Consider the following 20760-nt stretch of genomic DNA (forward strand, 5'->3'; position numbering starts at 1 on the left):
CATAACTATACAGGATATTTTTCGCAGAAAGGGGGAGCTATAATGGACTGATCATGACCGGTTTTTGGCTGTCGCAGCAGTCTGAAGCCCATGGACCAAAGGAGAGAGTACAATGGCAAAAGTCGTCTATCTGCCTCTGGATGAGAGGCCGTGCAATTACTTATTCCCGCAGCAGCTGGCCCGCATAACCGACCTGCAGGTCATCGTACCGGACCGAAGCCTGCTGGGCAGCAAAAAGAAACCTGCACATACCGCTAAGGTAAGAAGCTGGCTGCTGGAAGCGGCCCGCGATGCCGATTATCTCATCGTTTCCATCGATTTGCTGGTCTATGGCGGCATCGTTCCTTCGCGGCTTCATGATTTGGCCCTGGAGGAGTGCCTGGAGCGCATTTCCGTTCTGCAAGCCGTTAAACTGTCCAATCCAAGCCTCAAAATCCATGCGTTTAATTTGATTATGCGGGTGCCGAATAACAATAAGGATGAAGAAGAGCCCGATTATTACAAGTTCCACGGCGGACAAATATTCCGGTACAGTTATTTGATCGATAAATCCGAGAGGGACCGCCTGACCGAACAGGAGCGTCAGGAGCTCTCTCAACTGAAGCAGCTGATTCCGGATAAATATTTGAACGATTTTATCTCGCGCAGGAGGATCAATCAGCAGGTCAACCATGCTGTAGTGGAATGGGCCGGGCAAGGCCTGATCGATAACTTGATTATTCCGCTCGACGACAACTCCCAGTACGGATTTTCCCCGAGAGAGCAGCAGCAGCTGATCTGCAAGGTGCAGGAGCTGAATCTTCTGGACCGGGTGATGATATATCCGGGTGCGGACGAGATCGGCTGTACGATGCTGGCGAACGTTTTTTGCGAGCTGAAGCAGTATAAGCCGGAAATTTACGTACGCTATTCCTCGACTAAAGGCCCCTCCATCAAGCCGAAATATGAAGACCGCAGCCTGAATGAGAGCATTAAGTCGCACTTGACCGCAGCAGGAGCCGTCATGGCGGATAACTCCAGCGAGACGGCGCTTGTATTAATGGTGAACTCCCCTGCCGTTGACCAATCGGATATGGCCGAGCAAATCCCATTCCGCGACCGGCACCGGACTTATTTCTCGGAAATTCATTACAGAGAATTCCTCGCTTCCATGCAGTCGTATCTGCGCAAAGGCAAACGGGTGGCCCTGGGCGATGTGGCCGTCTGTAACGGAGGCGATCTGGTGCTGATGAATCTGCTGAAGCAGCAGGGCTTAGTGGATCGGCTGACGGCTTATGCCGGCTGGAATACATCGGGCAATACGCTTGGCACCGTCATTTCGCATTTCATTATTATTTCCTATTATTTGGAGCAGCCGGACAGCGAGCGGAATTCATGGAGGATAGGGGAAAGCCGCAAATTTTACTATCACCGCATTGTCGAGGATTTCATCTATCAATCGATCGTCCGTCAGGATATGCTGGCTCACGACCTGCCGGGTCTTCAAGCAAGCTATTACAGCATCGGGCATTGCCTTAACGAAGTGCAGACGATTCTTGCAGCCAAAATGAACCGGTATACGGCGCAGTATTTAGCGGATATCCAGGAGGGCACGGTTGAGCTGCGCAGCCTTCACTTTCCGTGGACCCGGATGTTTGAAATCGGCTTCGAGCTGTCGATCGATCGGGCCTAAGGCTGCATTGAAAGAAGAAGAAGAGACCGGGATGAGCAGGTGTCGCTGGAAAAATAAAATGCCAAGGTTTAAACATTATAATGTTTGTTTACTTCAGTACGGTTGTGTGCTATCTTAAACATTATAATGTTATAATCAATCGGCTTGTACAGAAGAAGGTGAATGGACATGGAAGAACGATTAGTACTGCGCAATCTCAAGCTTATATCGGAAGAGCCTGTCGATATCGTCATTCAGAACGGCAGGATCGCCGAGGTGGCTGCCGCAGGCCAGGGAAGCGGCACCCGGGTATGGGAGGGTGCCGGAGCTTATGTCTCCAGCGGCTGGATCGATCTGCATGTGCATGCCGTTCCGGCCCTTGATCCGTACGGCGATGAGATCGACGAGATCGGTGTCAAGCAGGGCGTGACGACCATAGTGGACGCGGGCAGCTGCGGGGCCGACCGCATCGGCGAATTGGCGGCCAGCCGGGCCAAGGCGAAGACGAATGTGCTCGCCTTCCTGAATATTTCGCATATCGGCCTGCAGCGTATCGATGAGCTGTCCGATATGCAGTGGATCGACGCGCAGAAGGCCGTGCAGGCGGTCCGCGCATACCCGGACCTGATTGTCGGCCTGAAGGCCCGCATCAGCAAGAGCGTCGTCCGCGACAGCGGCATCGAGCCGCTTCGCCGGGCGCGGGCGCTTTCGCTTGAGACCGGGCTGCCGCTGATGGTTCATATCGGCTCGGGACCGCCGGATATCCGCGAGGTGATCCCGCTTTTGGAGCGGGGCGATATTATCACGCATTATCTCAACGGGAAGGCCAACAATCTGTTCGATGCCGAAGGCAAGCCGCTTGCGGTGTTGACCGACGCCGTTGCGCGGGGTGTTCATTTGGATGTAGGCCATGGGACAGCCAGCTTTTCGTTCAATGTAGCGGAAGCGGCAAAGCGGCACGGCATCCGTTTCGATACGATCAGCACGGATATTTACCGCGGTAACCGGATCAACGGTCCGGTGTTCAGTATGGCCCGGGTGCTGACGAAGTTTTTGTATTTGGGCTATCCGCTTGCCGAGGTGATCGCCGGCGTGACGACGCATGCGGCGGACTGGCTGGGCAAGCCGGAGCTGGGACGGATTCAGGCGGGAGATCCGGCGAATCTAACTTTGTTTACGCTGAGCAGCGAGCCGACGGCGCTTGTCGATTCCGAAGGCGACGAGAGAATTGCGGAATGCACAATTGAAACCAAGGGAGCGGTAGTCAATGGCGAATTCTTTGAATGCTAAATATGGATTGAAGCGTGTAATTAATGCCAGCGGACGCATGAGTATTCTTGGGGTTTCCGCCCCGACGGACACGGTGATGGAGGCTATGAAGCATGGCGGTCAGAGCTATGTCGAGATTGCGGATCTGGTCGATAAGGCCGGCGATTACATAGCCCGCATTCTGGGCTCCGAGGCGGCGCTTGTGGTCAACTCGGCCTCCAGCGGCATTGCTCTTTGCGTGGCGGGGATCGTCACCCAGGGAAGCCGCCGCAGAAGCGAGCGTCTGCACCAGGACGAAATTGCCAAGAATGAAATCATCATTCTCAAAGGGCACAACGTACAGTATGGCGCGCCGGTGGAGACGATGGTGTATCTGGGCGGAGGCAGGCTGGTGGAGGTCGGCTACGCGAACGAAGGCAAGGCGGAGCATATCAAGGACGCGATTACGGACAAAACCGCCGCGATTCTGTACGTCAAATCCCACCACACGGTGCAGAAAAACATGATCTCCGTAGAGGAAGCCTGGGAGGTTGCCCAGCGCAGCGGTGTTCCGCTTATCGTGGATGCGGCGGCCGAGGAGGATATCCAGAAGTACGTTAAATATTCGGACCTTGCCATTTACAGCGGCTCCAAGGCGATCGAAGGACCGACCTCAGGTATCGTCGGCGGCAAACGTCAATATATCGAATGGGTTAAAGTACAGCTTCACGGCATCGGACGGGCGATGAAGGTCGGCAAGGAGACGACATTCGGCCTGCTGCAGGCGTTGGATGAATACGGCGTCAAAGAAGATAAAAGCGAGCAGGAGAAGGCATCGCTGCAGGCGCTTATGCCGCTTGACGAGCTGCCGGGCGTCCGCGTGACGATCGTGCAGGATGAAGCGGGACGCGCAATTTTCCGCGCCCGGATCGCCATTGATCCGTCCGTCTCCGGAACGACCGCCAAGGAAGTCGTGAAGGGGCTGCAGGAAGGCGAAATTGCCGTATATACGCGGGATTACGGCGTGAAACAGGGATTTTTCGATATCGACCCAAGACCGCTGCAGGGCAATGATATGGAAGTTATCGCATCGAGGGTGCGTGAATTAGTGACCAATGGAGGGAACGCATAATATGTCCACTATCGCAAAACGATTGTATAAGCAGCGCGTCGCGCTAAACGTGCTGGCGAGCAGCATAGATAACGCCAAGGAGGTGTTCGAGGCGGCCGAAGGCTATGTGCTGGTCGGCGTGCTTTCGAAGGATTACGCCACCGTGGAAGCGGCGGTTGACGCTATGCGGCAGTATGGCGAAGCGATTGAAGATGCGGTATCGATCGGGCTCGGCGCAGGCGATAACCGTCAGGCGGCCGTCGTTGCCGAAATCGCCAAATACTACCCCGGCAGCCACATCAATCAGGTGTTTCCCGCTGTAGGCGCTACGCGGGCCAATCTGGGCGGCCGGGACAGCTGGATCAACAGTCTCGTGTCTCCTTCGGGACGTCCGGGCTATGTGAATATCTCCACAGGCCCATTCAGCGCCGCACAGGCGGAGGCGGCCGTCGTACCGGTGAAATCGGCGATTGCTCTGGTCCGCGATATGGGCGGAAATGCATTGAAATATTTCCCGATGAACGGCCTTAGCCGGGAAGAAGAGCTGCGGGCGGTTGCCAAGGCTTGCGCGGAGGAGGGCTTTGCCCTGGAGCCGACAGGCGGGATCGATAAGGAAAATTTCGAAGCGATTCTGCGGATTGCGCTGGAGGCGGGCGTTCCCCAAATCATTCCTCACGTGTACTCCTCGATTATCGACAAGACGACAGGCAGAACGAACGCTGCCGATGTGCGGGAGCTGCTGGCTGTCGTGAAGAAATGGGTGGACGCGGATGCCTAAGCAGGTCGCTGCCTTCGGCGAGGTGATGATGCGGCTGCAGGTGCCGGGCTATGAGCTGCTGGCCCAGGCCGGCACTCTGAATTATTCGTTCTCGGGCACCGGCGTCAACGTGGTCTCCGCATTGGCCAGGCTCGGGCATACGGGCTTCCTCATCTCCCGTCTGCCGGCCAATGCCGTTGGCGATGCCGCCGCAGCTTACCTCGGCAAGCTGGGTATTAACCCGGCGTATCTAACGCGCGGAGGGAATTACTTGGGCATGTACTTCCTGGAGAACGGCTTCGGCGCCCGGCCCAGCCGTGTGACGTATTCGAACCGCCAGGAAAGCAGCTTTAACACCGCCCCCGCAGGCTCGTACGATGCGGCAAGCATCGCCGGGGCGGTGGGGCTGGTTCATTTTTGCGGGATTACGCTCGCTATGAACGACGGCGTGAGGCAGCATATGATGGCGCTGGCGCAGGCGGTGAAAGCGAACGGGGCACGGTCGTGTTTGACTGCAATTACAGGCCTTCCCTGTGGGGGGAGAACGGCTACGAAAGAGCCAAGCCTCATTACGAAGAAATGCTCCAGCTGGCGGATATCGTCATGATGAACGAGAAGGACGCTCTGTTCACGCTCGGCATGAGCACTGCCAAGGAAGACCGGGAGGAACAGCTGAAGGAGCTTATTCCCGTTGTGGCGGCGCAATACGGTATTTCGGTCATTGCCGGTACGCACCGCTCCATACAGGGAGACAACACGCATACGCTGCGGGGATTTTTATTCAAGGAGCGCGCCTTTACCTTTGCGCCGACGCTCTCGTTCGCCGTTTATGATAGAATAGGGGCGGGCGATGCCTTTACAAGCGGCATCCTTCACGGGGAGCTGAACGGCTTTACCCCGGAGCGGACGGTCGGCTTTGCCGCCGCTGCAAGCATGCTCGCGCATACGACTGTCGGAGATACGCCGATGTCTACCGAGCAGGAGATTGTACGGGCGATGACGGAGGCCGTCGGCGATGTGGAAAGGTAGTGAACGCAGCAGTGAACTTGTCTCGAAGAAACAAGCCTCTCTATTTGCAGATTAAAAATATAATCAAAGACCGGATCCTGCACGGCGCCTATCCGCTTGGAAGCATGATTCCTTCGGAGCCGCAGCTGGAAGCGGAATTTCAGGTGAGCAAGATCACGGTCCGCAACGCGATTCAGGAGCTGTCGCTGGAAGGCTACGTGGAGAAAGGCAGCGGGAAAGGCACGAAGGTCATCCGCAATACGTCTGCCTCCAAGCTGTCCAAGTGGAAACGGTTCACCGAGATTCTGGTCGAGGAAGGCCGCAAAATCCAGAAGCAGTGGCTGTCCGCTGAAGTAATCGGCACGGAGGAAGGAACGGAGCCGCGCCGGTTGTTCGGGGATCGCTGCATCCGCATTGAGCGTGTCTATCGTCTGGATGACGTGCCGTATATTCATTACACGCACTATTTGACGGCACGGATTGGAGATGCCGAGCTGACGCTGGAGGCGAACGCCCAATCGCTGTATGAGCTGTTGGACGAGCAGGATATTTCCCTCGTCAAGTTTCGCGACGAATTTGCCGCCGCTATAGCTCCGCTTCCGGTTGCGGAAATTCTGGGCATCCCGCAGGGAACCCCGCTGTTAAAGCGTTCCCGTTACTCCTATGCGGAGAACGGCGATCTGATCGAATACAGCATCGGGTATTATCATACGGAGATGCAGCATTATGTTGTGAATTACGATGTTTAATTGCGGCAATGGCCGCTGAAAAAGCTGGCGAAGAGCGGCGGAGCGGTTTAGGCCGACCGGCTCGAAGCACTGCAGCGCGCGTTCGGGATTCGCGATCGTTGGGCCGATGAAATCGGAAGCATGAACGATCGCAAATCGAAAGAAGGAGCGGCGCTCGCAGCAATAGGCTTTTTCAGCGGCTTTGCTGTGCGTATCGGGTGTTTTTTGGGGGGGATGCCGCCAAGCTTGACAGGTAAGACGAAAGCGGGCGCTTATCCCCCCGTTTGTTTCCTGTATTCAATCGGCGTCATACCGGTTTTTTTGCGGAATATTTTATAGAAGAAGCCCGTATCCTCGAATCCTACCTCTCTCCCGACGGCTGCAGCCTTAAGAGATGTTTCCTGGAGAAGCCGGCAGGCCTGCCGGATCTGCACATTGTGTTTGAAATCCAGAAACGTCGTTCCCGCATACCCTTTGAATTTGGCTGCAAATGAGGCTACGCTCATTCCGCACATACGGCTGATTTGCTCCAGCGGCATCGGCTTATCGTAATTTTCCTTAATCAGATGGACGGCGAACTCCATCCACTGCGTTTCGCTCAGCTCCGCTTGGACTGCACTCGAACGGTTGGTGTAACAACGGTTTAAACCGACCATGCACTCGATCATCCGGGATTTTATAATGAAAGGATAACCGGGCGCCTGCCGCTTGATTTCATAGAGGAGCGTTTCCAAATGCTTTTCCAGATCGATCCGCTCTTTGCCTGAGATATATATATGGGAGATAAAGACGGACGATTTGCGCAGAAACGGCAGCAGAAATAAAAGCTCCAGCATAGGATAATCCGGTTCCATGGAGCGGATCTCACGGTAAAGCAGCTGTCGGTCGAACAGCACATTGCAAATGACAGCGCTGCCAATCTGGGGCCCCGTATATCCGTGAAGCGTCCCGGGCTCGATGAAGAAGAGGTCTCCCGCCCGTAAGGTGTAGGTGTGACCGCCAATATGGTGCTGCGCATTTCCATCCATTACATACGCCATTTCAACGAAGTCATGGGTGTGCTCGGCGATTTGTTCCCTTTCTGTCAAGGTGTAGGTTTCTATGTGGAAGGAAAGAAGGGGATCTTTGAAAAAATGGGTTCCTTTCAGCAGCTTATTCATGACGGCTTACTCCTCTTTTATCGGCTTATAGAAGGATTTGAATAAAGGCTTCATGGGCAGGAATCCCTTGAAATTACATGAATTTACTAATTTTGAAAATACTTTTGTTCTCCTTTCTCATATGCCCAAGCATTCATCCATAGCATTCATATATTACATAATGAAACTTGTAAGTTTCAAATTCAATGGTTAGAGGTGGTGTGTTTAAAATTAATTTTTATCTTCAGGGTTAGCAGGAACATCCGGAAGGCCGCTTCCCGGTTTGGTTCCCCTTTGAAGAGTAAACATACGGTCTAACTATGCCTGGAATGATTTAAAGAAGCGGAGGCAGCGGCTTTTGCCGATATCAGCTGCCGACGCGGAGAAGGGGAAGAAGACTATCAAATCTATTAATTTGGAGGTGTAGGGTAACTTGAGCAAACGGAGTCAGGTAGAAGACATACTCAATAGTATCAATATAGTAGATATTGAAAAAATTGAGGCCGAGTACTTCAATGGCAATGAGTTCGAGTTGAAGTTTAGAACGAGTCAGGGTGCGGTTGAGAGAGAAGCGGCTATTGAAAACTTTCTGAATCTCTTGGACTGGAATCAGGTAGAGGAAGTTGAAATCGAACTCTATAACGGTACGAAATATGAACTAGAGTTTGAAGATGGCGAGCCTTCCGGTGCTACAGGTGCTACAGGTGCTACGGGTGCAACCGGAGCGACAGGTCCGACCGGGGCAACGGGGCCGACTGGCGCTACAGGTGAAACCGGAGCCACCGGAGCAACAGGAGCGACAGGTCCGGCCGGGGGTGCAACTGGAGTAACCGGAGCCACCGGTGCGACAGGAGCGACGGGTGAGCCAGGAGCCACGGGAGCTACAGGGGCAACAGGTGAAATCGGAGCCACGGGAGCGACAGGGGCAACCGGTGAGCCAGGAGCCACAGGAGCCACAGGAGCCACAGGAGCCACCGGAGCAACCGGCGAGGTAGGAGCCACGGGAGCCACAGGAGCAACCGGCGAGGTAGGAGCGACGGGAGCCACAGGAGCAACCGGTGAAGTAGGAGCGACGGGAGCCACAGGAGCAACTGGCGAGGTAGGAGCGACGGGAGCGACAGGAGCAACCGGTGCAGTAGGAGCGACGGGAGCGACAGGGGCAACAGGCGAAGTAGGGGCGACGGGAGCGACAGGGGCAACCGGCGAAGTAGGAGCTACGGGAGCCACAGGAGCTACCGGCGAAGTAGGAGCGACGGGAGCGACAGGCGCTACCGGTGAAGTAGGAGCGACGGGAGCGACAGGGGCAACCGGCGAAGTAGGAGCCACGGGAGCCACAGGAGCAACTGGCGAGGTAGGAGCGACGGGAGCCACAGGCGCTACCGGCGAGGTAGGAGCGACGGGAGCCACAGGAGCAACCGGTGAAACTGGAGCGACGGGTGAGCCAGGAGCCACGGGAGCTACAGGGGCAACCGGCGAAGTAGGGGCGACGGGAGCGACAGGGGCAACCGGCGAAGTAGGAGCGACGGGAGCCACAGGAGCAACCGGCGAGGTAGGAGCGACGGGAGCCACAGGAGCAACCGGTGAAACTGGAGCGACGGGTGAGCCAGGAGCCACGGGAGCGACAGGGGCAACCGGCGAAGTAGGGGCGACGGGAGCGACAGGGGCAACCGGCGAAGTAGGAGCCACGGGAGCCACAGGAGCAACCGGCGAGGTAGGAGCGACGGGAGCGACAGGAGCAACCGGTGAAGTAGGAGCGACGGGAGCCACAGGAGCAACTGGCGAGGTAGGAGCGACGGGAGCCACAGGAGCTACCGGTGAAGTAGGAGCCACGGGAGCCACAGGAGCTACTGGCGAGGTAGGAGCGACGGGAGCCACCGGAGCAGCCGGTGAAGTAGGAGCGGCGGGAGCTACAGGAGCCACCGGAGCAACCGGTGAAGTAGGAGCGACGGGAGCCACAGGAGCAACCGGTGAAGTAGGAGCGACGGGAGCCACCGGAGCAACTGGCGAGGTAGGAGCGACGGGAGCTACAGGGGCAACCGGCGAAGTAGGAGCAACGGGAGCTACCGGAGCAACCGGTGAGGTAGGAGCGACGGGAGCCACAGGAGCTACTGGCGAGGTAGGAGCGACGGGAGCCACAGGGGCAACCGGCGAGATAGGAGCGACGGGAGTGACAGGGGCAACCGGCGAAGTAGGAGCCACGGGAGCCACAGGAGCAACTGGCGAAGTAGGAGCGACGGGAGCCACAGGAGCTACTGGCGAGGTAGGAGCGACGGGAGCCACCGGAGCAACCGGACCTACAGGTGAACCAGGGGCTGTAGGTGCAACTGGTGCGACGGGTGAACCCGGAGCTACAGGGGCAACAGGCGCTACCGGAACAATTGGATCATTCGGGTATGTTTATGAGTTGGCTACTATAGCTGACGCAACAGTAGCTGGGGGGGCGGATGTTCCTTTCAGCAACAACTGGTCGATTGCTCGGGGTAACTCATACAGCAGGAACAACTACCGTTACAGTGCCGAATGCTGGCACGTATCAAATTTCCTATGGCGTAAGTATTACTGCCGGGGTAGGAGCCGCCATAGCTATCGCTGTTAACGGGACCGTGGATGCTTCCACGACCATTCCGATTTTGATAGCAACTGGAGAAACCACGGGAAATGCTATGCTTACTCTTGCAGCAGGGGATGTCCTGACGCTTCGAAACGACTCCGCGGTTCCATTGACACTATCCTTAGCCCCTTCGGTAGGGGCGCAGCTTGACATTATTCAGCTTGCATAAATATAGAATCACCCTCTTTATTTGGATAAACCAATCTAGAGGGTGATTTTTTTATGAGTAAAACGAGAGAGGGGTTTTGTGATAAATTTACTAATTTATGTAATTATATCATTGCTCATCTCATTCGCCCAAGCAATGGTTCAAAGCAATCATATATTACATAATGAGACTTGCAAGTTTCAAATACAATAGTTAGAGATGGTGTGTTCAGATCATGTATTTCTTTTCGGTTCAGAACGAGTATCCCGATCCCTATTCCGTCTCAAAAGGGTTACAGCTTCGTTCCCCCCCTTGAAGAAATGAACCATGCATTTCTAACTATGGCTGCATTCATTCCGATTCCTTCAGGTTCGAGCTCGGGCTTAGTGAAGGAGTGAAGAATCGCCGGCATTATTTTCTGATCTAATTCATTTGGAGGTGGCAGATTACTTGAGTAAACGGGGTAGAGTAGAACGGGCACTCAACAGGTTAGATATAGAGCATATCAAAAAAATTGAAGTCGAATACTACAATAATGACGAAATCGAACTGAAGTTTAAAAGAAGCGAAGACGAGGACGAGCGTGAAGAGGCTATTGAAGCTTTTCTTGACAGCTTGAATTGGAGTCAGGTAGGGGAAGTGGAAATCGAGCTCTATAACGGTTCCAAAATTGAACTAGAATTCGAAGGTGGTGGCGGTGGTGGCGCAACAGGTGCTACAGGCGCTACAGGCGCTACAGGAGCCACAGGAGCCACCGGGGCAACCGGTGCTACAGGAGCTACAGGAGCTACAGGAGCGCCAGGAGCGCCAGGAGAAGCAGGAGGTGCTACTGGGGTAACGGGAGCGACGGGAGCCACAGGAGCAACTGGCGAACCAGGAGCCACAGGAGCAACAGGTGAACCAGGAGCTACGGGAGCTACAGGAGCAACAGGTGAACCAGGAGCTACGGGAGCGACAGGAGCAACAGGTGAACCAGGAGCTACGGGAGCCACAGGAGCAACAGGTGAACCAGGAGCTACGGGAGCGCCAGGAGCAACAGGTGAACCAGGAGCTACGGGAGCCACAGGAGCAACAGGTGAACCAGGAGCTGTGGGAGCGACAGGAGCAACAGGTGAACCAGGAGCTGTGGGAGCGACAGGAGCAACTGGCGAACCAGGAGCAGCGGGAGCCACCGGAGCAACAGGTGAACCAGGAGCTGTGGGAGCCACCGGAGCAACAGGCGAACCAGGAGCTGTGGGAGCGACAGGAGCAACAGGTGAACCAGGAGCTGTGGGAGCGACAGGAGCAACAGGTGAACCAGGAGCTGTGGGAGCCACCGGAGCAACAGGCGAACCAGGAGCTGTGGGAGCGACAGGAGCAACAGGCGAACCAGGGGCTGTGGGAGCGACAGGAGCAACAGGTGAACCAGGAGCTGTGGGAGCCACCGGAGCAACAGGCGAACCAGGAGCTGTGGGAGCGACAGGAGCAACAGGCGAACCAGGGGCTGTGGGAGCGACAGGAGCAACAGGCGAACCAGGAGCTGTGGGAGCGACAGGAGCAACAGGCGAACCAGGGGCTGTGGGAGCGACAGGAGCAACAGGCGAACCAGGAGCTGCAGGAGCCACCGGAGCAACAGGCGAACCGGGTGCCACAGGCGCAACAGGAGCGACAGGGGCTCCTGGTACCGGCGGACTCATTCCGTTCGCATCGGGTACTCCTGTTGATTTGACGACTATCGCAGGCGGATTGGTGGGTACTTCATCGTTGGTAGGCTTCGGGTCATCTGCCACAGGTGTAACTATCGTTGGAGGTACCATCGATTTGACAGGCGGACCTGGGATTTTGATCAACGAAGCCTTCTCTATGCCGCGTGATGGTGTCATTACTTCCCTCACAGCTTATTTTAGCACCACCTTGGCTTTGAGTCTGGTTGGAACTACGATTACGATTACGGCGGATTTGTACAGCTCGGTGACGCCGGATAATACCTTTACTATCATACCGGGGGCTACCGTAACCTTGGCACCGGATTTGACGGGTGTCCTGGCTCTTGGCACTATAAGCACCGGCACGGTTACCGGCCTCAGCATACCGGTAACGGCTGGAACCCGCTTACTGCTGGTTTTCTCCGCAACGGCAGCAGGTGTTACACTAATCAATACCGTTGCAGGGTATGCAAGCGCAGGCTTGGCAATCACTTAAAGCAATTGTTGCAGCAAACAGGCATACTTTCCGGATCGGCTGATTATTCAGTTGATCCGGTTTTTTTGTCTTCTTTTTTGTTTTATAGATGAACACACCATTTTTCCCTCTGAATATAATAAATGGATAATTATTGTAAATATGCAGGAGGTGAATCATTTGATCTCGGTAAGTCTGTGCATGATTGTAAAAAATGAAGAGGAAACCATCGGCAATTGTCTTTCCTCGATTGCTCAAGCTGTTGATGAAATTATAATTGTCGATACAGGCTCGACGGATCAAACGGAATCCATCGTACGGGGGTTTACGGATAAGGTATACTCGTTCCAATGGATCGACGATTTTGCGGCGGCACGTAACTATGCCTTCCGTCAAGCGACGAAGGATTATATTCTTTGGCTGGATGCGGATGATATTTTGAAAAAAGAAGACTTCGATAAATTCGTCGAACTCAAAGCCACGCTCGATCCAACGGTTGACTCCGTCACGATGTTTTACAATTATGCGTTTGATGAATATGGCAATCCGACCTCGCGATTCAGGAGAAACCGGCTTGTAAAGAGAGCCAACCAGTTCAAATGGATCGGAGCGATCCACGAATATTTAGAGGTGCGGGGCACCATTGTCAACAGCGATATTACGGTAACCCACTGCCGGATTCATCACAAGAGCGACCGGAATTTGAAAATATTCCAAAACCGGCTGCTGCGGGGAGAGGAGTTTACCCCTCGCGACCTGTATTACTACGCGAATGAATTATTTGACCATAAGAAATATGCCAAAGCCGTTCAATATTACAATAAATTTTTGGCTACAGGCCAAGGGTGGGTAGAGGATGAAATTTCATCCTGCAGCAAGCTGGCGGACTGCTATGAACGTCTTGGCGATCCCGAGAAGTCGCTGGAGTCCGTGTTCAGGTCTTTTCGTTACGACAGCCCCCGCGCTGAGTTCTGCTGCCGCCTCGGGTATTATTTTCTTAACCGGAAGCAGTACGAGACCGCTATTTTCTGGTATAAGCTGGCGGCCGGGCAGAAGACTCAGGATGAACATTGGGGCTTTACCAATCCCACCTGCTCTACCTGGCTGCCTCACCTTCAGCTTTGCGTCTGCTATGACAGGCTGGGCAAGTACGAAACGGCGTACGAGCATAATGAGATTGCACGCGGCTACCGGCCCAACGACCGCAGCATACTGCAAAATAAGAAGTATTTGGAATCCATTCTTAATAAATGAGATGCCTTCCGCGCCTATACGAAATTCGAGAGCTGCCCCAAGTCACAACGGCTTTACGGGGAGCTCTTTTCATTGCTGCTGCCAGCCCTGCGGGTCCTGTAAAATAATACGGCGGCTGTTCCCGGTAGATACCGATGAACAGCCGCCGTTGCATTCAACTATCCGCTTGTTTGTTTGCTTTGAATCACCTTTTCGTAAATGTCCAGGTACCGGTCCGTCATCAGGCTCGTAGTAAAGCGGCGATGCACGTAGCGGCGAAGCTCCGCCGGCTCCGGCAAGGCTTCGTGCAGAAGCATGTGGACCATTTGATCGACAGACGAGCAGATCAACTCGGGGAACCCGCTCATCACCTCCGGTACAGACCCGTTGGGCAGCGCGAGCACGGGGGTGCCGCATGCGAAGGCTTCGATCATGACCAGGCCGAACGGTTCTTCAACCAAGGTGGGGAACATCAAGCAGCGTGCATGCTTTATTAAATCCTGGCGCGTCTGCCCGCCAACCTCTCCGACATATTGAATATTCGGATTCAACGCTATTTTTGCAGCGATTTCCTTATGGAAATAATCCTGATCGTAGATCGGCCCGGCTATCTTTAATTTGTGCTTGGTCCGCTCGGCGGCCTCTACGGCATGGTGTACGCCCTTATAAGGCAGAATAGCGCCAATATATAATAAATAGTCGCCCTTCTCCTCGGAAAACTGATACTCGTCCGGATCCAGGCCGTTGTATACGTAATCGGTATAGCCCTGCTTTTGCCCGAACAGCTCCAGATGCCGTTTGCTTAAGTAGACGGCATGCTCGACCGGATTCGTTAGCGGATTATGGATAGTACAGACGGTCGGAACGGCGAGCCGCCTCCGCCCGACAACGGACAGCTGCGTATGATCGTGAATGATGTCTACTCCCTTAGGCAAAGTGAGCTTAACGAAGCCGGGAATCTGCCACATATCGCTCCCTTGATGCAGATAGGGCATCAGACGGGCCTTGGTCCGGCTTCCGATAGGCGCGTATAGAATCACATCGTGCCCTCTGCCGGCGAGCTCTTCCGCCAATGTAGAGACAACCCGTTCGATACCGCCGTATTTTACCGGGGGGACGGGCAGATAGTCCGGACTGATCAGTGCAATTCTCATTTAACGCCTCCCCCTGAGCGGGATATAATGTCTTTCCTTCCGAAAAGGCTTCTCCCTCTCTACAAGCTCGGACGGATGATAACCGAAATGATCGAGCTCAAACCCGGAAATGCCGAGAGACCATTTCCGCGCAAAGCGTTCCGCGTTTTTCACGGCACTGGCGGAATAATGGGTTTGATTCGTCTTGAACGTGCTTCCCCCGTAATGATGAATATAAACATCGTTGGCGACCCATAAGATACGTCCGCTGACGCGGGCGCGTAAGCAAAAGTCGTCGTCCTCATAGTTTCCGGGGAAAAATCTTTCATCCAGCCCGCCGATCGTATCGATCAGGCTCCGGTGAAACAGCATGCAGTGTCCGATGAGCTTGTGCGGAAAAAATCCTTGATCCTTATGAAGCTGGGACCAGGTGAATGCGAACTTTTCCATCTCGGATGTGTTTTTGTAGGGCACATTGTGAACGAGCTGCGCCCAGGCGACATTGTTGGAGCGCGGCCCGACGATGGCAATAGCGGGATTTTTCCGAAGCCAGGCCAGCAGGCGGGATAGCCAGCCCTCCGTAACGACCGTATCATTGTTAAGCAGGCAGATATATTCCCCGTCGGCTTCCGCCATTCCCTGGTTGTTGCCTGCGGCAAAGCCCAGATTTTCCTTGTTGCAGATGAGCTTGGCATTGGGAATGGTCTGCAGGTAGGCTATCGTACCGTCCGTTGAGCCGTTATCTACAAAAACAAATTGAATGTCAACCGAATCCTCCGAATGCCGCAGTATGCTTTCGACACACTCCCGGGTAAACGGCAACCCGTTGCGGCAAAGCATAATAATCGAGATCAGTGTGGGCATGCTGCACTCCCCTTGACTTTGAAGTTTGAAGATGAAGCTTTCCGTTATAATCCTGAAGTGTCGACAATATATTCGATGACTCTATCGATTTCCTCATCCCGGGGAAGCAGAATAGCTAATCCGTTGTTCGTATACAGACGATGAAAACGGAGGGAGAAGGACGTTGCTTTAAGGAAATCCTCCACCGCGGTCAGTACGCCGTTCTTTTCACCGTATTCGTGCAGCGCGTGATTTTGCCCCACGTTAATACCGCCTGTTTCCACAAGCTCGCTGGAATCTGCGCTGATCCCTTTCTTGGCGTAAGGCTGCCGAAATTCCGTGGGAATCCGTTCCGGAAAGCAATAGCAGTCCCTTCTGCCGTAGGGCCACTCGATATCATGCACCATGACGAGGGGGAATGTCCCGGCTTCCTTTGCCATGCGTTCCACCTGCATCAGTTCATGGTACACGGTGTACCAATTATGGTCGCCGTCGATGAGTACAAGATCGGCCTGCTTGATGTCTTTCAATGCCTCCAGGCTGTGCTGCTTATGGATAAATAATTCTTCATCGAACACGGATTCGAAAGCGTCGGTATGAAAATTCGGCTGCGGATCGATAACCGTCAGCTTGCCTCCCATAAGCTTGCAGTACTCCAGCAATTTGATGGTCGTCCGCCCATTAAGAAAGAGGCCGATCTCTACAATATGCTTGGGCTCGTATTTGATACAGACGGGCTTTATTGTTTTTTCCCAAAAACGAATCATACCGCACCTCCCGGGGTTACATCGGAATATACACTTAAAACCACATTATTCCATTGTCTCAAGAGTGTGACTCGGGATGATGATTAAGCGCGGCTGCCGCCATCCGTTTCCTCGCCCGGATACAAGCGAAAGCTTAGCGGATCGGCCACTTTTTTTAGCAGATCGACTAATGGCGCGCACGGAAGACTGTGGTACAACTAAGGCATAACCAATAGAGGAGCTGAGGGGTTATGGATTACCGTGTGTCGGATAAGCAGATTGACTTTTACAGGGAGAATGGCTTTGTTCAGCTGGAGGATGTCGTTACGCCGCAAGAGCTGGAGGAGTTAAGGGAAGCGATGGAGGAAGTGATGGCAGAGGATGGCGAGCTGGCCTTCGGCAGGGTGAAAGGGAGCGCTTACTACAACGTATTGAATCAAAAAGTGAACACCTGGCGCGATTCCGCAAGCATGGCCCGGTTTACGCTGCATTCCCGGTTTGCGAACATGGCTCTGCAGCTAACCGGAGCGGACGGGATCCGATTATTCCACGATCATGGACTTTGGAAAATGCCGCAGGACTCCAAGCCGACCCCGTGGCATCAAGACATGCCCTACTGGCCGATGAAGGAGCCGGGCGCCCTCAGCATGTGGCTGACCCTCGACGACGTGGACGAGAACAACGGCTGCATGATGTTCGTCCCGGGTGCCCACCGCCTCGGCAAGCTGCAGGGGATTAACTTCACCGAACCGCAGAATCTGTTCGACTATGTGGAAGGGCAGGCGACGAACCAGCCGGTTATGGTGCCGATGAAGGCCGGCAGCTGTACCTTTCACCACGGGCTGACGTTTCATTATGCCCATGCCAACCGGACTGGACCGCCCGCGCCGGGTGCTTGCGGTGATTTACATGCCCGACGGTACGACCTTCCTGTCGCGCAGCGGATCGAACGAGCATGTCGTGACGAAGCCGTTTCCGTTCCGGGACGGCGATCCGCTGCAGGGAAGGCTGTTTCCGGTTCTGGCGCGAAAATGAACTGTACCGGGAACAACAGGCAGAAGTATACTGGACTTGAATAAGCAAGGCTACAGGGAAGAGGGAGGCAGCAAAATGCCTATTGCCGAACCGTCGCAATATTTAAGGGAGCTGACGCAGCAGCTGCGGCTGACTTGGCCGGATAACCGGACGGTCCATCTCGTGTTCCACGGACACAGCGTGCCCGCAGGTTATTTCCATACACCGCAGGTGCAGCCCTTCCAAGCCTATCCGCACCTGCTTCACCGGAAGCTGCGGGAGAGGTTCCCGTTTGCCGTTATGAATATGATTGTAACCGCTGTCGGCGGCGAAACCTCCTTGCGCGGAGCGGAACGCTTCGAGCGGGAGGCGCTCTGTCACCGGCCCGATGTGGTGATGATCGATTATGGCTTAAACGACAGGAGGATCGGGCTGAACGAAGCCGAGACCTCCTGGCGTCAGATGATCGAGCAGGCGATGGCGGCGGGAAGCAAGGTGATTCTGCTGACCCCGACGCACGACGGACGCGATGAGCGGCCGCAAGCGGAAGGCTGGCGCAAGCTTGAAGCCTGCGCAGCGCAAATACGGACGCTGGCGGCCGAATACGGGACCGGCCTGGCGGACAGCTTCGCCGCGTACGAGGCCCATATCGAGGCCGGCGGAGATGTGAACGACCTGCTGTCCGGCGGCAACCATCCGAATGAGCGCGGGCATGAGCTGGTGGCCGAGCGGCTGTTTCGCTGGTTTGCCTGCTGGTAAACCGGCATGCCGGTTTAAGAGGAAGCCGAAGGAGTGTGCTGTTCCCGGTATTGTCCGGGGGTCACTCCTTCGTTCTTTTTAAAGGTCCGGTTAAAATAAGCCGGCTGGTAGCCTACCTGGCAAGCGATGTCGTTGATCTTCTCGTCCGTCTCCGTTAACAAAAGCTTGGCTTGGTCCAGCCGGTAGCGGGTTAAGTAATCAATAAAAGTGGAGCCGGTCACCTGCTTGAAGCCGAGACTGAGCTTCTTGGCATAGGTGCCATGCAGGTCCGCACAGTAATCCAATGAGATATCTTTCATATAGCTTTCATGAATGGTTTGCAGCACATTCTCTACCAGCTGCTTTAGCTGTACGTCCTGCGTCGCATGAAACGCTTGAAGGTAGGGCGCGATCACCTTCTGCTTGATCGTTTGCAGCACGGCCGCAGGATCCTGTATGGCCACAAGCTCCTCCCACAGCATTTCCCCGCCGCCCAATTGAAGGGGATCATAGCCAGAAAGCATGATCCCGCTCTGAATATTGCCATACAGCTGCAGCAGGCCTTGACGTATCTGCGCCTCCGTATCGCCCTGCTTCCTGAGCACCTCAAGAAAAGCGTCCAACCCCTGATACAGCTCGGGCTCCAGACCCATCCGCAGCGATTGAATAACGGATTTCTCCAGCTCGAAAGGGTACGTAATCCGATGCTGCCCCTCCGGCATCATTTCCTCCATATCCAGGATTTGCTGCGGCTCGCTCAGCTTCTTCCGGCGGAGCGCTTTGCGCGTGTCGTCGAACAGCTCCGGAATCGCCCTTAACGAGCCGGTGCTTTTGCCGATGCATACGGTCGTATGCACCTTCAGCAGATTGTGCAGCGTCGCAGCCAACTCCTCGGCCAGATGGTACCGGCCCGCCCGGTATTCCTCCTTCGGCAGCTCCAGAGGCGAGCAGAGCAGCAGCCCTACGGTAAGATCCTGGAAGTTAATTACCTCCGCCTCGAGCCCGCGGCCTTTGAGAATGTCCTCCACTATGTTGGAGGCGGCGAAGGTCAGGAGCTGTTCATCGTTCGGAGCGAATTTTCCTTCCGTATGATATAAGCCGTGAAGCTGCAAAAGGATTACGCCGTACAGCTTCCCGCGCATGCTCCAGCCGTACTGGCTCATCCGCTCAATCAGTTCGTCCTCGCTCAAGAAATATAGATGCCCCTGCACGAGCTGGAGAAGGAAGTTCTCCTGCAGAGCCGGCAGCTGGGCATCCAGCTTTTCCTGCAGCACCTTGCTTTCTCTGGATAAATGCTTCCACTCGTTCGCAATATAGTCCAGATCGTCGGTTGCGTCCGGGCCGCTGCGGCCGGATTTGAACAAGAGCACCAGCTTGCGGATCGGCTGATACAGCTTGCGGGAAGCGAACCATGAGAGGAGCAGCGCCAGCAGCAGGCCGGTCAAGCCGGTGTAGATAATGACGCGCGACAGCTGCTTTACCGGCTCCGTCATCTGCTCCAGCGGGGCTGCGGTAGCCAGCGTCCAGATATGCCCGATCCGTTTCATTGGGTAGAAGGAGACGGAATACGTCCTCCCGTACCAATCCTGAAGCAGAGCGCCCTGCTCCGCGCCCTGCTCCCGGACGATGCTTGTGACGAATTGGTCCAGCTCGCTAGGGGTGGTTAGCGGATGCCCTCCGAGCGAAATCGTTCGGCCGTCCTGCTGCATCAGCAGCGAGGAGCCGCCATCGCCCGTCTCCAGCTCCCCGATCAGCCGGTTCAGCTGCTTCGCATTGACCTCGACGACCAGGGCCGCCTCGGTTTTGGCCAAGCCGCCCGGCAGCCGGACAACCAGCATGTAAGGAGCGGCGTTGCTGTTTTGCGAGATCGTATCCGTCCAGAAAATATCCCGCTGGTACATCACAAGATTCCGGTAGGCTTGAAGCACGGCCGGCGATTGGAATTTCAGAATCCCCTTGTTCTCGTTAATGAGCACCTCCTGCTTATCCAGGTACAGGCTGACATCCTCAATCAGCGGATCGGACGATTTAATCCAGGTCAGCGATTTGAAGATCACCTGCTGTATGTTATAGAAATCTTTCTCCACGTCCAGATTGCCGTACGTGTTGCTCAGGTTCAAGTTAAAGGACCACTGCGACAGCACGGTCTCCAGATGCGACAGATTGCTGTCGATGCGTTCTGCGGCGTAGGAGACTTGATTCTGATGCGTCCGCTTGGCCTCCGCCTCAATATTCGCCGTTCCGATGAGGTAAACGAAAATGCCGATGATCGCCGCAGGCAAGCAGGCGCTGACTGCCGCTATTAGAAAAGCGTTCCTATAATGCTTGTATCTCCACATGCCTTCACCCCCGGTACGATCTATCTTAATACATGAAAGCCCTTACGCCAAGGGGCTTGGAGGGGAAGAATAAAAGTCCAATCGCAGGAAATAGGCTGGAATGAATGTTCAATTGCAGGAAATATCGGCCCATTATATATTGGCTCCAAGCAC

Annotated in this window: 17 protein-coding genes and 1 pseudogene; 13 read left to right on the forward strand and 5 right to left on the reverse strand. The window is 54.9% G+C overall.

The genetic code is table 11. The features are described 5' to 3' along the window. Positions 1-112 precede the first annotated feature (112 nt). From ACHHV8_RS03715 to ACHHV8_RS03740, 6 genes and pseudogenes are all read left to right on the forward strand, one after another. Positions 113-1672 carry a DUF4127 family protein gene (locus ACHHV8_RS03715; protein ID WP_395156870.1) on the forward strand — a complete coding sequence of 520 codons (1560 nt, stop codon included), beginning with the start codon at positions 113-115 and terminating at the stop codon, positions 1670-1672. A gap of 168 nt (positions 1673-1840) precedes the next feature. After that, positions 1841-2941, forward strand: a complete 1101-nt coding sequence (locus ACHHV8_RS03720) for an amidohydrolase/deacetylase family metallohydrolase (protein WP_395156872.1) — start codon at positions 1841-1843, stop codon at positions 2939-2941. Beyond that, complete coding sequence (locus ACHHV8_RS03725) at positions 2919-4031, forward strand: DgaE family pyridoxal phosphate-dependent ammonia lyase (RefSeq protein WP_395156875.1); 1113 nt, start codon at positions 2919-2921, stop codon at positions 4029-4031. The genes ACHHV8_RS03720 and ACHHV8_RS03725 overlap by 23 nt, the downstream gene beginning before the upstream one ends. Position 4032: 1 nt before the next feature. Next, positions 4033-4788, forward strand: coding sequence for a 2-dehydro-3-deoxy-phosphogluconate aldolase (gene dagF, locus ACHHV8_RS03730; RefSeq protein WP_395156877.1), 756 nt, complete (start codon positions 4033-4035; stop codon positions 4786-4788). Next, a pseudogene (locus ACHHV8_RS03735) lies at positions 4781-5796 on the forward strand (sugar kinase). The gene dagF and the pseudogene ACHHV8_RS03735 overlap by 8 nt, the downstream one beginning before the upstream one ends. Continuing rightward, the gene (locus tag ACHHV8_RS03740; RefSeq protein ID WP_395156879.1) at positions 5796-6524 is read left to right on the forward strand and encodes a GntR family transcriptional regulator; all 729 of its coding nucleotides are present in this window, start codon (positions 5796-5798) and stop codon (positions 6522-6524) included. Before ACHHV8_RS03735 ends, ACHHV8_RS03740 begins: the two are co-directional and overlap by 1 nt. A 251-nt stretch (positions 6525-6775) precedes the next feature. On the opposite strand, the gene ACHHV8_RS03745 is transcribed toward ACHHV8_RS03740, so the two are convergent. After that, positions 6776-7663 carry an AraC family transcriptional regulator gene (locus ACHHV8_RS03745; RefSeq protein ID WP_395156881.1) on the reverse strand — a complete coding sequence of 296 codons (888 nt, stop codon included), beginning with the start codon at positions 7661-7663 and terminating at the stop codon, positions 6776-6778. Between the two features lie 412 nt (positions 7664-8075). On the opposite strand from ACHHV8_RS03745, the gene ACHHV8_RS03750 reads away from it, so the two are divergent. From ACHHV8_RS03750 to ACHHV8_RS03770, 5 genes are all read left to right on the forward strand, one after another. Further along, a complete protein-coding gene (locus ACHHV8_RS03750; RefSeq protein ID WP_395156883.1) occupies positions 8076-10238 on the forward strand; it encodes a hypothetical protein in 2163 nt (720 codons plus the stop codon). Beyond that, on the forward strand, positions 10156-10422 hold the full coding sequence (locus ACHHV8_RS03755; protein WP_395156885.1) for a BclA C-terminal domain-containing protein: 267 nt from the start codon (positions 10156-10158) through the stop codon (positions 10420-10422). Before ACHHV8_RS03750 ends, ACHHV8_RS03755 begins: the two co-directional genes overlap by 83 nt. 910 nt (positions 10423-11332) lie before the next feature. After that, positions 11333-12109 carry a coiled-coil domain-containing protein gene (locus tag ACHHV8_RS03760; RefSeq protein ID WP_395156887.1) on the forward strand — a complete coding sequence of 259 codons (777 nt, stop codon included), beginning with the start codon at positions 11333-11335 and terminating at the stop codon, positions 12107-12109. After that, on the forward strand, positions 12106-12582 hold the full coding sequence (locus ACHHV8_RS03765; protein WP_395156889.1) for an exosporium glycoprotein BclB-related protein: 477 nt from the start codon (positions 12106-12108) through the stop codon (positions 12580-12582). Before ACHHV8_RS03760 ends, ACHHV8_RS03765 begins: the two co-directional genes overlap by 4 nt. A gap of 159 nt (positions 12583-12741) precedes the next feature. Beyond that, positions 12742-13815 carry a tetratricopeptide repeat-containing glycosyltransferase family 2 protein gene (locus tag ACHHV8_RS03770; RefSeq protein ID WP_395156891.1) on the forward strand — a complete coding sequence of 358 codons (1074 nt, stop codon included), beginning with the start codon at positions 12742-12744 and terminating at the stop codon, positions 13813-13815. Positions 13816-13973: 158 nt separating this feature from the next. Here the strand turns inward: ACHHV8_RS03770 and ACHHV8_RS03775 are convergent, their stop codons facing one another. The 3 genes from ACHHV8_RS03775 to ACHHV8_RS03785 are packed head-to-tail and all read right to left on the reverse strand — an operon-like array spanning position 13974 to position 16537. Next, entirely contained in the window at positions 13974-14948 is a 975-nt protein-coding gene (locus ACHHV8_RS03775) for a glycosyltransferase family 4 protein (protein WP_395156893.1), read from the reverse strand. After that, positions 14949-15791, reverse strand: coding sequence for a glycosyltransferase family 2 protein (locus tag ACHHV8_RS03780; RefSeq protein ID WP_395156895.1), 843 nt, complete (start codon positions 15789-15791; stop codon positions 14949-14951). Positions 15792-15835: 44 nt separating this feature from the next. After that, the gene (locus tag ACHHV8_RS03785) at positions 15836-16537 is read right to left on the reverse strand and encodes a class I SAM-dependent methyltransferase (protein ID WP_395156897.1); all 702 of its coding nucleotides are present in this window, start codon (positions 16535-16537) and stop codon (positions 15836-15838) included. A 230-nt stretch (positions 16538-16767) separates the two neighbouring features. Between ACHHV8_RS03785 and ACHHV8_RS03790 the strand changes: the two genes are divergently transcribed. Then, on the forward strand, positions 16768-17595 hold the full coding sequence (locus ACHHV8_RS03790) for a phytanoyl-CoA dioxygenase family protein (protein WP_395156899.1): 828 nt from the start codon (positions 16768-16770) through the stop codon (positions 17593-17595). A 31-nt stretch (positions 17596-17626) separates the two neighbouring features. Next, on the forward strand, positions 17627-18289 hold the full coding sequence (locus tag ACHHV8_RS03795) for an SGNH/GDSL hydrolase family protein (RefSeq protein ID WP_395156901.1): 663 nt from the start codon (positions 17627-17629) through the stop codon (positions 18287-18289). 14 nt (positions 18290-18303) lie between these two features. On the opposite strand, the gene ACHHV8_RS03800 is transcribed toward ACHHV8_RS03795, so the two are convergent. Continuing rightward, the gene (locus ACHHV8_RS03800; RefSeq protein WP_395156903.1) at positions 18304-20607 is read right to left on the reverse strand and encodes a helix-turn-helix domain-containing protein; all 2304 of its coding nucleotides are present in this window, start codon (positions 20605-20607) and stop codon (positions 18304-18306) included. Positions 20608-20760: the final 153 nt, after the last annotated feature.

This window comes from Paenibacillus sp. TAB_01 (assembly GCF_043945595.1).
In the GTDB taxonomy this organism is placed as follows: Bacteria; Bacillota; Bacilli; order Paenibacillales; family NBRC-103111; genus Paenibacillus_S.

Bases quoted from the DNA above. Each gene is read 5' to 3' on its own strand.
- ACHHV8_RS03790 (WP_395156899.1), top strand. From the start codon at position 16,768: ATGGATTACCGTGTGTCGGATAAGCAGATTGACTTTTACAGGGAGAAT.
- ACHHV8_RS03745 (WP_395156881.1), bottom strand. From the start codon at position 7,663: ATGAATAAGCTGCTGAAAGGAACCCATTTTTTCAAAGATCCCCTTCTT.
- ACHHV8_RS03775 (WP_395156893.1), bottom strand. From the start codon at position 14,948: ATGAGAATTGCACTGATCAGTCCGGACTATCTGCCCGTCCCCCCGGTA.
- ACHHV8_RS03780 (WP_395156895.1), bottom strand. From the start codon at position 15,791: ATGCCCACACTGATCTCGATTATTATGCTTTGCCGCAACGGGTTGCCG.
- dagF (WP_395156877.1), top strand. From the start codon at position 4,033: ATGTCCACTATCGCAAAACGATTGTATAAGCAGCGCGTCGCGCTAAAC.
- ACHHV8_RS03725 (WP_395156875.1), top strand. From the start codon at position 2,919: ATGGCGAATTCTTTGAATGCTAAATATGGATTGAAGCGTGTAATTAAT.
- ACHHV8_RS03795 (WP_395156901.1), top strand. From the start codon at position 17,627: ATGCCTATTGCCGAACCGTCGCAATATTTAAGGGAGCTGACGCAGCAG.
- ACHHV8_RS03785 (WP_395156897.1), bottom strand. From the start codon at position 16,537: ATGATTCGTTTTTGGGAAAAAACAATAAAGCCCGTCTGTATCAAATAC.
- ACHHV8_RS03800 (WP_395156903.1), bottom strand. From the start codon at position 20,607: ATGTGGAGATACAAGCATTATAGGAACGCTTTTCTAATAGCGGCAGTC.
- ACHHV8_RS03715 (WP_395156870.1), top strand. From the start codon at position 113: ATGGCAAAAGTCGTCTATCTGCCTCTGGATGAGAGGCCGTGCAATTAC.
- ACHHV8_RS03720 (WP_395156872.1), top strand. From the start codon at position 1,841: ATGGAAGAACGATTAGTACTGCGCAATCTCAAGCTTATATCGGAAGAG.